This is a genomic window from Streptomyces sp. NBC_01217 (assembly GCF_035994185.1).
Classification (GTDB): Bacteria; Actinomycetota; Actinomycetes; order Streptomycetales; family Streptomycetaceae; genus Streptomyces.
Map to the genome: position 1 here is coordinate 2,651,838 of NZ_CP108538.1, position 13,985 is coordinate 2,665,822.

11 protein-coding genes are annotated in these 13,985 nt (G+C 67.7%); 2 read left to right on the top strand and 9 right to left on the bottom strand.

The features are described from left to right. Positions 1 to 97 precede the first annotated feature (97 nt). The 8 genes from OG507_RS11560 to gntD all read right to left on the bottom strand — a co-directional run bounded on the left by OG507_RS11560 (position 98) and on the right by gntD (position 10,616). Positions 98 to 793 (bottom strand): response regulator transcription factor, encoded by a 696-nt coding sequence (locus OG507_RS11560; RefSeq protein ID WP_327367099.1) that lies wholly within the window; start codon positions 791 to 793, stop codon positions 98 to 100. Further along, positions 765 to 2,003, bottom strand: coding sequence for a sensor histidine kinase (locus OG507_RS11565; RefSeq protein ID WP_327367100.1), 1,239 nt, complete (start codon positions 2,001 to 2,003; stop codon positions 765 to 767). Before OG507_RS11565 ends, OG507_RS11560 begins: the two co-directional genes overlap by 29 nt. Before the next feature lie 419 nt (positions 2,004 to 2,422). Further along, positions 2,423 to 3,766, bottom strand: a complete 1,344-nt coding sequence (locus OG507_RS11570; protein ID WP_327367101.1) for a PEP/pyruvate-binding domain-containing protein — start codon at positions 3,764 to 3,766, stop codon at positions 2,423 to 2,425. 130 nt (positions 3,767 to 3,896) lie between these two features. Next, positions 3,897 to 4,214 carry a 4a-hydroxytetrahydrobiopterin dehydratase gene (locus OG507_RS11575; RefSeq protein ID WP_327367102.1) on the bottom strand — a complete coding sequence of 106 codons (318 nt, stop codon included), beginning with the start codon at positions 4,212 to 4,214 and terminating at the stop codon, positions 3,897 to 3,899. Then, the gene (locus OG507_RS11580) at positions 4,207 to 4,935 is read right to left on the bottom strand and encodes a hypothetical protein (RefSeq protein ID WP_327367103.1); all 729 of its coding nucleotides are present in this window, start codon (positions 4,933 to 4,935) and stop codon (positions 4,207 to 4,209) included. The genes OG507_RS11575 and OG507_RS11580 overlap by 8 nt, the downstream gene beginning before the upstream one ends. A 135-nt stretch (positions 4,936 to 5,070) precedes the next feature. Beyond that, positions 5,071 to 7,389, bottom strand: coding sequence for an amino acid adenylation domain-containing protein (locus OG507_RS11585; protein WP_327367104.1), 2,319 nt, complete (start codon positions 7,387 to 7,389; stop codon positions 5,071 to 5,073). A gap of 287 nt (positions 7,390 to 7,676) precedes the next feature. Next, a complete protein-coding gene (locus OG507_RS11590; protein ID WP_327367105.1) occupies positions 7,677 to 8,747 on the bottom strand; it encodes a pyridoxal-phosphate-dependent aminotransferase family protein in 1,071 nt (356 codons plus the stop codon). 150 nt (positions 8,748 to 8,897) lie between these two features. After that, entirely contained in the window at positions 8,898 to 10,616 is a 1,719-nt protein-coding gene (gene gntD, locus OG507_RS11595) for a guanitoxin biosynthesis L-enduracididine beta-hydroxylase GntD (RefSeq protein ID WP_327367106.1), read from the bottom strand. Positions 10,617 to 10,910: 294 nt separating this feature from the next. Between gntD and OG507_RS11600 the strand changes: the two genes are divergently transcribed. Then, complete coding sequence (locus OG507_RS11600) at positions 10,911 to 11,129, top strand: MbtH family protein (RefSeq protein ID WP_327367107.1); 219 nt, start codon at positions 10,911 to 10,913, stop codon at positions 11,127 to 11,129. Continuing rightward, positions 11,130 to 12,071: a D-2-hydroxyacid dehydrogenase gene (locus OG507_RS11605; protein WP_327367108.1), complete on the top strand. Its 942-nt coding sequence runs from the start codon at positions 11,130 to 11,132 to the stop codon at positions 12,069 to 12,071. A 619-nt stretch (positions 12,072 to 12,690) separates the two neighbouring features. On the opposite strand, the gene OG507_RS11610 is transcribed toward OG507_RS11605, so the two are convergent. Next, the gene (locus OG507_RS11610) at positions 12,691 to 13,641 is read right to left on the bottom strand and encodes a TauD/TfdA family dioxygenase (protein WP_327367109.1); all 951 of its coding nucleotides are present in this window, start codon (positions 13,639 to 13,641) and stop codon (positions 12,691 to 12,693) included. Positions 13,642 to 13,985: the final 344 nt, after the last annotated feature.

Here is a 13,985-nt window from a genome sequence, read left to right on the forward strand (position 1 = left end):
GCACATCGTCCCCTCGCAGCGATTCCCGGCTACCACGGCTGCGGTATCCGCCACGCCTGCCTACGACCGCGACGACATGCGCATACCGCGCCGACGACTACTCGGACGCCTGCGGACGCCCGGATTCCGTTGCCGGACTGACCAGGCCGCACTGATAGGCGATGACGACGAGCTGCGCCCGGTCACGAGCCGCCAGCTTGGTCATGGCCCGGTTGACATGAGTTTTGGCGGTCAAGGGGCTGACGAAGAAATGTTCTGCGATCTCGTCGTTCGACAGCCCCAGTGCCGCCAGCCCCACGACATCGCGTTCCCGCCGTGTCAGGCACTCCAGCCGCTCGTGCACGTCCCCCGCGCACGGGTCCGGCTGCGCAAGAAAGCGCTTGATCAGCGCACGCGTCGCTGACGGGGACAGCAGTGCCTCGCCGGCGGCGATCGTGCGGACGGCGTCGAGGAGCTCCTCGGGCCTGGCCCCCTTGCCGAGAAAACCGCTCGCACCGGCGCGCAGCGCGTCGGCGACGTGCTCGTCGTCCTCGAAGGTGGTCAGGATGAGCACCTTCACCCCCGTGAGGTCCTCGGACTCACTGATGAGCCGTGTGGCCTCAAGGCCGTCCATCTCCGGCATGCGGATGTCCATCAGGACCACATCGGGGCTCTCCGCACGGGCCAGATCCAGTGCTTCCTGCCCATTGGACGCCTCCCCCACCGTCTCCATGTCGTCCGTGGAGTCGAACAGCATCCTGAAGGTACCCCGCAGCAGGGCCTGGTCATCGGCAAGCAGTACGCGAATCGTCATGCCCATCCTTCTTCGGTGGTTTGCCCATCACCAGGCCCGGACGCAGCGGCAGTTCGGCCGTCACGGTGAAGCCGCCCTCCGGGCGCACCCCCGCGTACAGCCAGCCCCCGACCGTGGAAGCGCGCTCACGCATCCCGATCAGCCCGTGCCCCGTCCCCGGAAGGTCGTGGTTCCCTCCGGTCCGTCCGTCGTCCTCAACGGTGATCGTCAGCCGCTCAGGACGGTAGTGCAGGGACAATCGCGCATGGTCGGCGCCGGCGTGCTTGTGCACGTTGGTCAGGGCCTCCTGCACGATGCGGTACGCGGCCAGGTCGACCGTCGGCGCCAGCGGTTCGGCGATGCCCCGCCGGGTATGGCTCACGGTCAGGCCGGCGCGTTCGAGCGACGCCAGAAGCGCCGGTACGCGCGCAAGGCCCGGCATCGGATCACGCGGCGCCACCGGATCGCCGGACTGCCGCAGCAGCCCCACGGTCACCCGTAGCTCGTCCAGCGCGGACCGGCTGGTGTCCCGGATGTCCTCCAAAGCGGCCAGGATCTGTTCCGGCCGCCGTTCCACCAGATGGACGGCCACGCCTGCCTGGGCGTTGATCAAGGCGATGTGGTGCGCGACGATGTCGTGCAGCTCGCGCGCGATCCGCACCCGCTCGGCCGCCACCCGCTGCTGCGCCTCCTGCTCACGCGTGCGCTCCGCGTGTTCTGCCCGCTCCTCCACCGCCACCACGTATGCGCGACGTGAGCGCACCCCGTCCCCGACAGCAGCCGGCAGCGCCGTCCACGCCAGCATCGCCGCATTATCGGGCGCCAGCCATGAGTGCGGGTCGGACATCACGGCGGAGCCCACCAGAACGACAGCCGAAAACGATGCCGCGGCCCAGGTGGCCCGCCGGTCGGTCAGCGCGGCCACGTTGTAGACCGACACCAGGACCGGGCTGATCACCAGCGGACTCTCCCGAATCCCGAGCACCTGGAAGGCCACACCGCAGGCAACCGCGACCGTCAGTACGCCGAAAGGGTGAGCGCGCCGCCACAACAACGCAACGCAACCGACACCCGCCAGCGCCACGACAGGCCACCGCAGGGAGAACTGGTGCCCGTGCCGTACGACCGAGGCGGCCGCGGCCGACGACACGAACAGCAGCGCCACGCCCAATGCGTCCAGCACACCGATCCGGGGCCGCGTCCCCCGCCTCAAACCGCTGATCTCCGCCATGTCACCCACGGTAGGGTCGACGGCCGCATCGGGCATCGTCTCGCGTGACACTCGCGTGAAGGCGTGCCTCGACCGGCGGTATCCGCCCGTTCGAGGAACGTCCGGCCGCGAACAGCGAATCCCCGGTGTTCGGTCGGCCCGGTCGTGGTCCACGACCGAAATCTACGGTTCTACGGGGTGTCAGTTTCCCGTACTCGCCAGGCACTGGATGACGAGCTGTCGACAGCCGCTGTGATCGACTGGTCATCGGGCGTAGATCGGCGATCATCCAGCCCTGCTCGGCCATCCAGTGAGGCTTGCGAAGGTAATTGCATCACCCGGCTTCACCGTAGAAAGAAGACCTCGCAATGATCCTTTCACTCTACAGTCTTCGCTCCGTCGTCAAGGGCGCCACCGCCCTCCTCTCCGCAGGCCTGCTGTCACTCGTCGGCTTCGCGGGCCACGGCACCTCCGGCTCCGTACCGTCCGCCGGGTTCCAGGCCGGTTCCACTGTCTCGGTGTCCGTTGCGTCCGACACCGCGCCCACCACGGTCGACGACGGCGAGGACTGGAACAGTGAGGGTGGCCGCACGGTCCAGGGCTGACGGGCCTGGTGCGGCATCGCCCGACCGACGCTTCGCCGCGCGGACGGCCAGCCCTTGGTCGTGCGCGGGCAGCTCGCACAGCCGCGTCAACCGGCCGGTAACCGCATCCAGCAGCATTTCCCCGCGCTGCTCCGTCCACGCCTCCGGCAACAGCGCCATGGGGATGCCCAATTCCCGGCAGAGAGCGGCGGAGTGCGACAGCGCGTTGCCGCGGCGCAGGAGAAGCCCGCCCACGTTGCGCAGGGACTCAAGCTCCGCGGCGGTCGGCATCGAATCGAGGACAACGATCTCCCCGGGGCCGATGGCATGCTTGCCGGCCGCGGCCACGGACCCGACCGCGTATCCCCGGGACAGGGGCGACACCGGCACCCCGCCGGGATGCGGCGCGGGCCGCAGGTGAGGCGGTGGAAGCGGGGCCGGGAACCCAACGATGTCACGCGACTGGAACACTCGCAGAGCACCGTTCTCCAGCCCCCACTCCACGTCCTGCGGCCGGTGGAACAGTTGCTCCACCGTGGAGGCCAGACAGGTCAATAGGTCGGACAGAGTGCCCTCCTCCGGCATTTCCCATCCCTCTGGCCCCCACGCTGCATGTTGCCCTGGGCGGGGGATCACCCACGAGTGATCGCAGCCCAGCCCGGCGACGACTGGCGTACCGAGGCCCTCGGACGATTCCACACGCATGGCGGGTTCGTCGGAGAGCGGGTCCCGGGTATACAGGACCCCGGAAGTGGCACATGCCGCCATTCGCTGCACGACGACGTTCATCTCAGGCTGCCGGGTGTCTCTCCGCAAGCGTCGGTACGCCTCGGCGTCAGCCGCGTGCAGCCCCTTTCGCACCCGGCGCACCGCTTCGACGACCTCGCGAGGTGTGCGGCGGTTCAGGTAGGAGTCGTACACCCCCGGCGCGGCGGCCAGGGGGCCGTCCTCACCCGTCGCAGAACTGCGGACAACCACCGCAGACCCCCTGGGGAACCCGGTGAGCAGCAGGTTTCGTGTCTCGGCCAGGAATTCTCCCGGATCCAGTGCATCAAGGGTTTCGTGGCTGAGTACGAACGCCTTGGGCACCGGCAGAGCGGCTCGCAGCAGCGTCCGCAATCGCTCGGCCTTTCCGCCCAGCGGGCCTTCGCAGTGCTCCAGCGGCCGGTAGTGCCGTAACCCGTCGCCGTGACCGTCCATGGTTCTGCCCTCTCCATCGTCCGCTCGGTGGGATCCGAATCCAAGGGCTCGACCAGCCCCGTCGGTCCGATGAGCGACGAGGCCGGCCCGTCGCAGCGGTACAGGTGCTGCGCGGCGGGGAGCCGGAGGCTCAGCAGGCGTCGTGCGCCGGTGCGAGGGCCTCCACCCGCCGGGCGAGCTCCAAGTCCCTCTCGGTCACCTTGCTGCCGGCGCAGTGCGTGGTGATCTTCAGGGCGACGGTGTCGTAGCCGAGGGTGAGGTCGGAGTGGTGGTTGAGCTCATCCTGGACCCGGGCGATGTGAACGACCAGGGCCGTTGCCGCGGGATGCGAGGCGAGCCGGTAGGAACGGGTGAGCCGGTCGCCGTCGGGGGACCAGCCGGGTAGCTCGGCCAGCCGGTCCTCGATCTCCTTCTGCGACAGCTCGGCGGCCTTCTCACGCTCAGACATGGAGGGTCTGCAGCGCATTCACGGCCTCCTCGAGTTCGTCGAGCAGACCCTCCAGGCCCTCGTAGGACGGGGCGACAAAGTATTTCTGCTGGAGGTCGAAGATGTCGTAGTCCGTGGCGAAGACCTCGGAAACGGTCAAGGGGGTCTGGAGCGCGGGGTTATCCATGGCATTGGCCGCTTCCGCACTTGAGGTGAGGGTGGCTCCGCCGAAGATTTTGACACCGCTCGCTTCCTTGACGAGGCCGGTCTCGGTGGTGAACCAGTAGAAACGGGCCAGGGCCTTCATGACCGGTTCGTTGTCGAGGTGCCTCAGGGCGATTTCCGCGAGGCCGGTGAGGAAGTCGCCATAGGTGCGGTCGACGAGGATCGGCAGGTGACCGACCACGTCGTGGAAGAGATCGGGAAATTCCGCGAACCTCAGTTCGGACCGCTTGCGCATGGCGGGTGCGGTGGGGAAACGCTTGTCGTGCAGCATCCCGTAGAAGTGCGAGCCCGACAGCAGCCCCTCCACCGGATGCATGTGCCAGCCGGACAGATCGTAGAACCGCTTGTCCACGGCATGCATGCTCTCGATGTGCTCGCTCAGATCCAGTGCTTCGAACCCGGCTTGTGCCTGGGCGCAGCCATGCTGACGCAGTCGGGTGCGGAAGTCCTCCATGAGCAGGCTCCACGTGCCGCGGTCCTCATCATCGAAGCTGTCGGGCAGTTGGGCGTCGATCACTGGTCTCTCCTTGTGGTGTGCGCGAGTATCTCGACGACCAGGTCTCAGAGGCCGCCGAGAGAACGGGAACCCAGCACTGCCCGTCTGCCTTGTTGCGCAGAGGAACAGCGGTGTCTGCCGGGGATTCGGTGAACCTCACGAAGAAGGTGAGGCGGGGAGCGACGCACGCTCCTCGGCTGTGAGAGCGGTGACCTCGCCGGCGATCGCCGCGGGAGGGGCAGCCGTGGGCACAGCGCGTTCGTGAAGCCATCGTGTCAGCCGCCCGATGGTCTTCTTCCTCAGCACGTCCTGGTTCCGCAACAGGTGTCGCAGGGCGGCACCGTCCGTCTTGCCGTGCACGGTGAGCGGCCAGTCGGGGACCGCGACGACCCTGTGCGGCAGCATGTATTCGGCGATCGCGGACGCCAGGTGTTCTCGGACGCCCTCCTCGTCAAGGGTGTCGCTTCGAAAGAAGACGGCGATCTCGTCCGTGCCATGGGAGGTGGTGAACGTTGTGGCGAAGCTGCTGATGACCTCGGGGTGGGCCCGAAGAGCGTCCTCCAGCTCCTTCAGGTCGATCCGGTAACCGTTGACCTTGACCTGGTTGTCCGACCGCCCCCGGAACAGCAGCTCGCCCTCCGGCGTCCAGGCCCCGTAGTCGCCGGTCCGGTAGAGCCGCGGACCGCCCGAGAAGGGATTCGGCACGAACTTTTCGCTCGTGAGACCCTCGTCGCCCACGTACCCGGCGGCGAGTCCCACGCCTGCGATGCAGATCTCCCCGACGACCCCCACGGGCTGCTGTCGCAGCCCGTTGTCCACCACGTAGATCTTCTTGTTGGCACTGGGTCCACCGATTGGCACGGATGTCTCGCCCCGGTGCGGATCGATGCGGTGCAGGGTCGAGTTGATCGTCGCCTCGGTGGGGCCGTATCCGTTGTAGAGCGTCGTGTGCCGTGCGAGACGGGCGGCCAGCTCGGGGCTGATCGCCTCACCCGCGGAGACCAGAATGCGCAGACCGGCAAGCCGGGCGGGGTCGAGGAGCCTCAGATAGGACGGGGTGATCGTGGAGACCGTGGCCTGGTGTTTGTCACTCCACGCCATGAGGGCGCCCGGATCACGGATCGTGTCCTCGTCGGCGATGACAAGTGCAGCGCCGGCGCACAGTGTTGAGAAGATGTCGAGCAGGAATCCGTCGAAGGAGGCTGCCATGAACTGTAGATAGCGGTCGGTGGGGACCATCGCGAAGCGCTCGATGTGATCGAGCACGGTGTTGCTCAAGCCCCGGTGCGCGACCGCCACACCTTTCGGCACACCCGTAGTTCCGGAAGTGAACACTATGTACGCGATGTCATCGGGTCCTGGGGCGTCGGGATCCCGCAGCCCCGGCATGCCGGTGTGTGCGTTTCCTGCCTTCTCGTGCGCGGCTTCCGCCTCCGGCGCCCCTGGGCCGGCATCCGGTGCGAGCACCAGCGACGGTAGCCCCAGGGCGGCTGTGGCGGGACCGGCAAGGCGCTCATGCACGAGGAGCGCCCGGGCGCCGACTTGCGCGAGGATGTGCCGCGTCTTGTCCTGTGGCCACTCCGGGTGGAGCGGAAGGTAGCGGGCCCCGGCTTCCATGATGCCGAGCACCGCCGTGACCGCGCAGTGGTCCCTGGCCGTCAGGACCGCGACGACGTCGCCCTCCGACACCCCAAGGCGCCTCCGCAGGTCCCGTGCGATGTCAAGGGAGTGACGACGGAGGTCGGCGAAGGACAGAATGCGTGACGCACTGATGACCGCCTCGGCCTCGGGGGCAAGGCGCACTCGTTCCCGGAACAGTTCCAGGACGGTGCGATCCGTTGAGAAGTCCTGCTCCGTGGCGTTGAAGCCGCGGACGGCCTCCTCCACGTGCTCGCGCACCACCTCCTCCACGGACGAGGCCGGTCGACCGCTGTCCTCGAACAGGCCGATCAGGCTCATCAAGTGGGCGCCGATGCTGCTCCGGAACCACCCCGGAACCCGTCCACTGGGACTGCTGATCCGCAGTGTGTCCGTATCACGGCCGCCAAGGGTGATGGTCACGTCGTGGTCGACCGTCGTGGGCTCGGGGGAGCCGAGGCTCACGAGCACGTCGGCTCGCAGGGGCCGGTCCTTCAGGGTGGGCGGCCCGGGGAGGGATGAACCCTTGGCACCGTCGCGCAGGGCGGCCACGAGGTCCCGCACCTCCAGCAGTACGTCCCGGAGGGTGTTCCCGCGGGCGAACCGGACTACCAGGGAGGCCGTGCCGGTGTGTCCGGGCATTCCTATGTCCGCAGCCGGCACGTCCAAGGCGACGGGACCGTCACCGTGGTAGCGACGCAGCAGGATGGCCACCACTGCGAGAAGGACATCGAGTGCTGTGTCGTCGTCACCGCGGGAGTACCGGGCGAGCACAGCGCCGGCCTCGGGGGACAGCGGAAGGTCGACACCGTCCTGGCCGGCGTGGCTGTCGTCCACCGCTCCTGAGAATACGCAGACGTCAAGAAGCCGAGGGACGTCTGATCCAGCGGGCTCGAATGTCTCCGCTGGGGTGCCGTATGGCGGTCGGTCTTCGGAGACCAGGGCCATGACAGTGGCTCCCTTTCAGGCTATGTGGATGGCGAGGGTGCGGGCGAGGCCTTCGGCCACTCGCGAGAACGCTTCTGGGCGGCGGTGATCACGTACCGGGAGACCGAGGGTCCGAGACGTCCAGGGAGCACCGGATGAGATGGCACAGTGTTCACGGCTGTTCACGACAGGGGGCGTCATCGCAGTACCTGCATGGCCGCGGCGACGCCGCTGCCGGGCGCGACCGTGTGACCGAGCTCGGCCAGCCCCAGTTCGATCGCCGCTAGCGCGGTGAGGACGTCGAAGGCGTCGACGAACCCGCAGTGCCCCAATCGCAGCACCGTCCCCTGCAACGGGCCCTGCGATCCGGTGAGCTGGATGCCGTACCGCTCCAGCAGCAGGTTCACGAATGCGTCGCCATCGATGTCGGCGGGTAGTTTCACGGCGGTCACCGCCGCGTGCCGGTCCTCATCCGGGGAGAACAGCCGCAGCCCGAGGCCATGGACTCCGGCCCGGGCCAGACGGCCGAGCCGGACATGGCGGTCGAGCACGTTGTCCATGCCTTCCTCGTGGATCTGCCGCAGTGCCACGTCCAGCTGGTTGATCAGTGAGATGGCAGGCGTCCACGGGGTGCGCGGCACCTCGGCCTGCAAGGCCTCGCGGGCTTCGGTCCAGTCGAAATAGAAGCGGGGCAGCCGGGCCTGCCGGTGGAGTGCCCAGGCCCGCTCGCTGATGCTGGTGAAGGCCAGTCCCGGCGGTGTCATCAGGGCCTTCTGGCATCCTCCGACGACAACGTCGATTCCCCACTGGTCGGTACGCAGCTCGCAGGCACCAGCCCCGGAGGCGGAGTCGACCACGGTCACCAGCGGCGCGGTCGCGGCGGCGAAGCCGCGGATGTCGTTGACCATGCCGGTGGACGTCTCGCAGTGGACGCCGACGGCCACGCGCAGGCCAGGTGTGTCGGAGGCGGCCGCGGCGATGCGCTCCAGATCCCAGGGGTGGCCCCATTCATGCCGGACTGCGGTGACTTTGAGCCCGTAGGCCTCGGCCATGGCTGCCCAGCGTTCCCCGAACGCACCGTTGCTGACGACCAGCACACCGTCGCCAGAGGAGAGGAGGTTTTGCAGCGCGCCCTCGAAGGCTCCGGTCATGCTTGAGGTGAAGAGGAGCACGTCGTTGTCGGTGGCCAGGAGCCGCCGCAGATTCTCCAGCACCCGAGTGAACACCTCGGCGTACGCCTGGGTGCGTTCGTCCTCAAGGGGCAGCATCGCAGCCGCCGCAACGGGCGGGGGCAGAGGGGTTGGTCCCGGTACCATCAGCCGGTACTTCTTCATATCCGGTCGTGTGCCTTTCCGTTGGTGGACGCCTTCTCGCAGCGCGCGGTGACAGGCGAAAGAGGAGACGGGGCCGTGTGGGCTTCAGAAGATGACGCGGGAGCCCGAGGCGGTCCGGGCGCCGCGGGACTTACGCAAGTCGCGGCTGACGTTCGTCCTGCGCAGCCACCGGTCGCGGCCGTCGAAGCGCGCTGTGAATGGCTTCCTGCCATGCACAGCCTTGTAGTTGTCGATGAAGAGCACGTCACCGGGGCTGAGTACGATTTCGCTCAGCTTGTCGTCGATCTCCGCTGTCAGGGCGTCGAAGGCTGCCACTGCTGCGGGATCCCCGTCGACGCGGTCCATGAAGTACGGGTCGAGCCGTCCGTACGGCTGGTTCGGGTCGCCGAAGAGCACAGGAACCTTCTCCGGCGCCGTGGCCATCCGCTCGACCCAGGCGAAGCTGCGCTGCAGCAGTTCCGCGGGGGCGTCCAGCCGGCTGTTGGTGTCCCGGTTCTTGGGCAGGTGTGACTCGTCCGGCCGGATGACATACCTCGGCTCGAAGAGGGTCGCGCGGATCTCCGAGGGGAGGTTCAGGTCGTCGAAGACCGCGTACGTTGTCTCCACCGCGTCCGGGTTCCGCAGGCACATGAGTCCCACGTACTCCGCGCGGAACGGGTGGAAGGCGTCCTCCGTGTGCCACCACAGGGGTGCCGAGGTCGAGGAGTTGATCTGCTCAAGCTCGTGCCCAGCGATGGGGATCACGTCGTGGATGAGCCGGCCGTGCTGTTGGGTCGCCCAACTGATGGGATCGCCCAGCAAGGAAGCGCACATCAGCAGGAATGCGTCCTCGCGGCGCGTGGCCCCTTGGCCCTCCGCCTGTCCTCCCCACTGCGCGGGAGTGTCCCCGATCTGCTGATCGTTCACCGGTAGGCCGGTGAACAGGCAGCCTCCGGCCGGCTCGTGGAGCCGGAATTCATTGGCTTGGCGACGTATGGTCCGCGGCATCTCCTGCGCACAGAGCACGACGTCCTCAAGGAAACCGTCGCTCTTGATCGTCGGATGGGCCGTCAGGAGCTGTCGAATCAGGGTTTCGACCTGCCCGATTTCATCGCCCGTCAGCTCAATGGTCCAGATACCGCCTCTGGTCCGTGTCTCGGCTGTTGCACGGTCCGGCCCGCTCTCACGGTGGACGGAAGCGTGGTGCACGACAGTCGCCGAGGACGGGTGGGACGGTCCGGTTGCCGGGTCCGCTGCTTCCATGCCGGAGTCCGGCCCCAGCAGGGCGAGGACGTCCTCCTCGGAGAGCTGGCCGATCTCGTCGAGAAGTTCGTCCATGCTCGGCGGCGCCGCATCCAGGGGTGGGGACGCCGCGGCAGACGCGCCTCGGGCGACAAGGTGTTCAGCCACATCCAGCACGGTGGGCAGATCGAAGAAGTCCGCGAGCGGCAGGTCGATGCCGTACCTCTCCCGTATCAGGACGGTGAGCCGAACGGCGAGGAGCGAGTATCCGCCGAGCTCGAAGAACTCGTCGTGCAGAGTGACATGGGCATCGGTGAATTCCCGCCCCCAGAGGGCGAGCAGGTCCGTGGCAACGACGTACGCCGGCAGTGCCGCCGAGTCCACTCCACCGTGTTCGTCCTGCGGGAGCTCGGCCAACTCGACGAAGGCGTCCGGGCTGTGCGGTGTGCCGGCGAGGTGTTTCCCGAGCTCCGCCTCATCGATCGACTGGCCCGGCCCAGCCGGAACCACATAGGCCACCAGACGTCGGTCCAGGGGCTCCTCCTCCCAGACCGCAAGGGCCCGAGCTATGTCCGGGTGCATCTGGAGGAGACTTTCGACGGCGCAGGTGGAACCATCCGTACGGTAATTCATCCGACCCAACCATCCGTAGAGAGATTCATGACGCAATGCCATCGTAGGAATCTGCCGGAGAAGGCGTCAATCAGCCTTTCCGGGAATTACCTATCAGCGTTACGTGGAGGGTCTTAAACGTTTCTCTGAGACAGTCGTGCGCACTACGCCGTCGACAATCGGAATGCTGTCCGTAGTCTGGTGAACGGTGTCTGGAGTTGGCCGGCGCCATGTGCGAAGAAGAACTGAAGGAGAGGAATTCCCATGGATCGTTCCACTGCACCTGCGGATTCAGAACGCTTCCTCGTGGTGCTCAACAGCGAGGAGCAGTACTCGATCTGGCCCGCCCTGCGGCAGCCGCCGGCGGGCTGGCGGCCGGAGGGAAAGGAGGGCAGCCGTGAGGAGTGTCTGGAGCACATCGGCACGGTGTGGACCGATATGCGTCCCCGAAGTGTCCGACTGCACGACGAAGCAAGCCGCTAGGTGGCTGGCGAGCACGTAGGGGTGCGCCTGTTCGGAGCGCCGCAGGCCATCGCGGACAGCATCGCCGCCTCCTGGCCGGAGGCCGTACTCCACGGGGAGGACACTGCGGCCGATTGTCGAGCTGCGATCGCGTGGCAGGCGGCTGAAGACGCACTGGTCGCGTTCCTGTCGGCGCACCCGGAGTGCCGCTGGTTGCACAGCACCGCGGCAGGCGTGCCCCCACGCGTGCTGCGGTGGGCGGAAGGGCGGTCCGTGGTGCTGACCAACGGGAGCGGTGCGCATGGTCGTGCGGTCGCTGAGCATGTACTGGCACTGCTGCTCGCCCACTACAAGCGGCTCCCCGCGCTGCTGAGCGATCAGCGGTCCCGGCGCTGGCAGCCCGCTGCGGCCGGGGAACTGTACGGCCGTCGGGCGGGCGTGGTCGGCCTGGGCGACTTGGGCCGTACCACCGCGGCGTTGCTGTCGGCCTTCGGTGTCCGTGTCACGGGATACCGGCGCTCCGGCGCGGCGGTGCCCGAGGTCGACGCGGTCTTCGGCCCGGGCCGTCTGGCGGAGTTCCTCAGTGGCCTCGACATCCTGGTCCTGGCGGCACCGCTGACCCCGTCGACCAAGGGCCTCATCGGGGCTCAGCAGATGGCGCTGCTCAGCCCCGGCGCAGTGCTGGTCAACGTTGGCCGGGGGCCGGTGGTGGACGAGGCCGCGCTGCTGGCGGCCCTGCGCTCGGGGCAGTTGTCAGGTGCCGCACTTGATGTGTTCGACACGGAGCCACCTCCTCCGCTCTCGGAGCTCTGGTCGGAGCCCGGTGTCATAATCAGCCCACACAGCGCAGACGCCACTGCGGGGACGGACACCCGGTCGCTTGAACTGATCATCGACAACGTCGGTCGGTTCCGATCCGATGCCGACCTGCATAACGTCGTAGATGCGGCGCGTGGTTACTGACGGACCCATGGCAGCAGGGTCATCGGCCGAGCGGTGGCCGTCCGGTGTCGGACGGCCACCGCTGCCGGCCTCGGTGCCGGGAGTTGAGCAGTCAAGTCATCTCATTTGGCGAGTCGGCGGTAGCGGACGAGGGCGCACGCGACGCTGGTGAAGGCCGGGAAGTGGTCGGCCGTACCTCGTAGCCGCGGTGGAGCCGGCGGCATCCGGCGAGCTGGGCGGTGATCCGTTCGATCTTCCAGCGCTGCCGGCCAGCCGGGCGGAGGACTCGACGCCCTTGGGGGCGATGCCACGCTGCCGCCGACATCGCCGCATGTGAGCGTAGTCGTAGGTCCTGTCCGCGTAGAGTTTCGCGGACTTGCGTCGGCGCGGTCCGTGACGTGAGCGGGTCCGCGGCATGCCGCGGACCTTGGGTATCAGGATCTGACTGTCGTGGACTCGGAGTTCCCGGCCACGAACTCTTACGCCGCCGGCCCTCCCCGATCCCTGTGCCGCCGTCGGCCACCGCCCTGCGGCTTCATCGGCGCAGGCGACACCACCCCGCTGGAACAGCTCCCCCGACTCGTCCTGCACCAGCCGCTCAACGCTCCCCACTGCCGATCCGGCCGAATGAGATGTTCTCTCAGGCCCCTCTGCGGGTCGGTGCCCGGTACGGGTCGACCTGGACCTGGTCGTAGCCGTGCTCGTTCTGCTCGCTCGCCGGCCGTCGCCGACCGGAGCGCACGAGTATCCGCTTGAGCCAGCGGTCGGTGCCGTCGTAGCGCGGCCGGAAGGCCACGCGGCCGTGTACAGAGGTGTCGTTGTCGATGATCAGCAGATCCCCGGGATCCAGCGGAACGACGAAGCCGGCGTCTTCAAAACGCTGGCCGAGCCGACCGTAGGCCTGATGGAAACGCCCGTCGTCGGTGAGCCAGCGGGAGTACGAGGGGTCGTACCGCACACGGAGTCCCTTGTCGTCTCCCCGCCACACCGTCGGCGCCCCCACAAGCCCGGGCCGGTCCCCCGCCGCCTCCCCGTAACTGGCGTCCGGCATCACCGCAGCCAGCGGCCGCGCCAGTTGATCGACGTCTTCCTCGGAGGGTGCGGCGCCGGAGATCGTGGACAGTCGGCTGCCGATTCCGTCCGGGTTGCGCACACAGGCCAGCAGCAGAAAGTCGGCGCGCTGCGGGTGGAAGGCATCCTCACTGTGCCAGGCCAGAGGGACCACGCTGCTGGCGCCGACTTGGAGGTGCTCCTGCCCAGGGCTGGGCAGGATGTTGTGCACGATGCGGCCGTCTTGCTGGCCGGTCCAGCCGAAGACCCGGCCGAGCCGCGACGCAGTGAGCGCCAGGCCGATATCGAAAGCGGCGTTGATCCCGGGATCCGCCAGCGACCAGCGCAGCGGGGTCGGCCCTGGCTCGTCGTATTCCGCCAGCAAGCCCTTGACCACCCGGTACCCGACCGCGGGACTGGGAGGCCGGACCATCTCGTCCAGGGCAGCTCCCAGTTCGGCGGGAACCGCACCCATGGACAGGACGGTGTTCCCGGTTGCGCCTTCGGCGGCCAGAGCCCGCGAGACCCGCGCCAGCTCCACCTGAAGGACCCTTGACGTACGACTTATCTCTGACACCGGCATGGGAATGCCTTTCGAGATGAACACCAAAACCAATGGATTCGACCCCGCCGGTGCGCCAACACCCGACTGTCAGCCGACTGCCAGTATTTGGAATACAGAGTGGACCGATCAAGGGATTCCATGAGGGTTCCACGGACTCATTGCTACACCTTCCACTGATCGCCGGCGGACATCAACAGAACGCGCAGAGCGACTCAACAGGGCGCACAGTTCGGATTGACTCTATTGCAAATTCACAGCTCCAGCGGGGTGCCGTTACTGTCTTCCTGGAAGGCAGAGCCGGGGTCGTACCCGGACGGCGA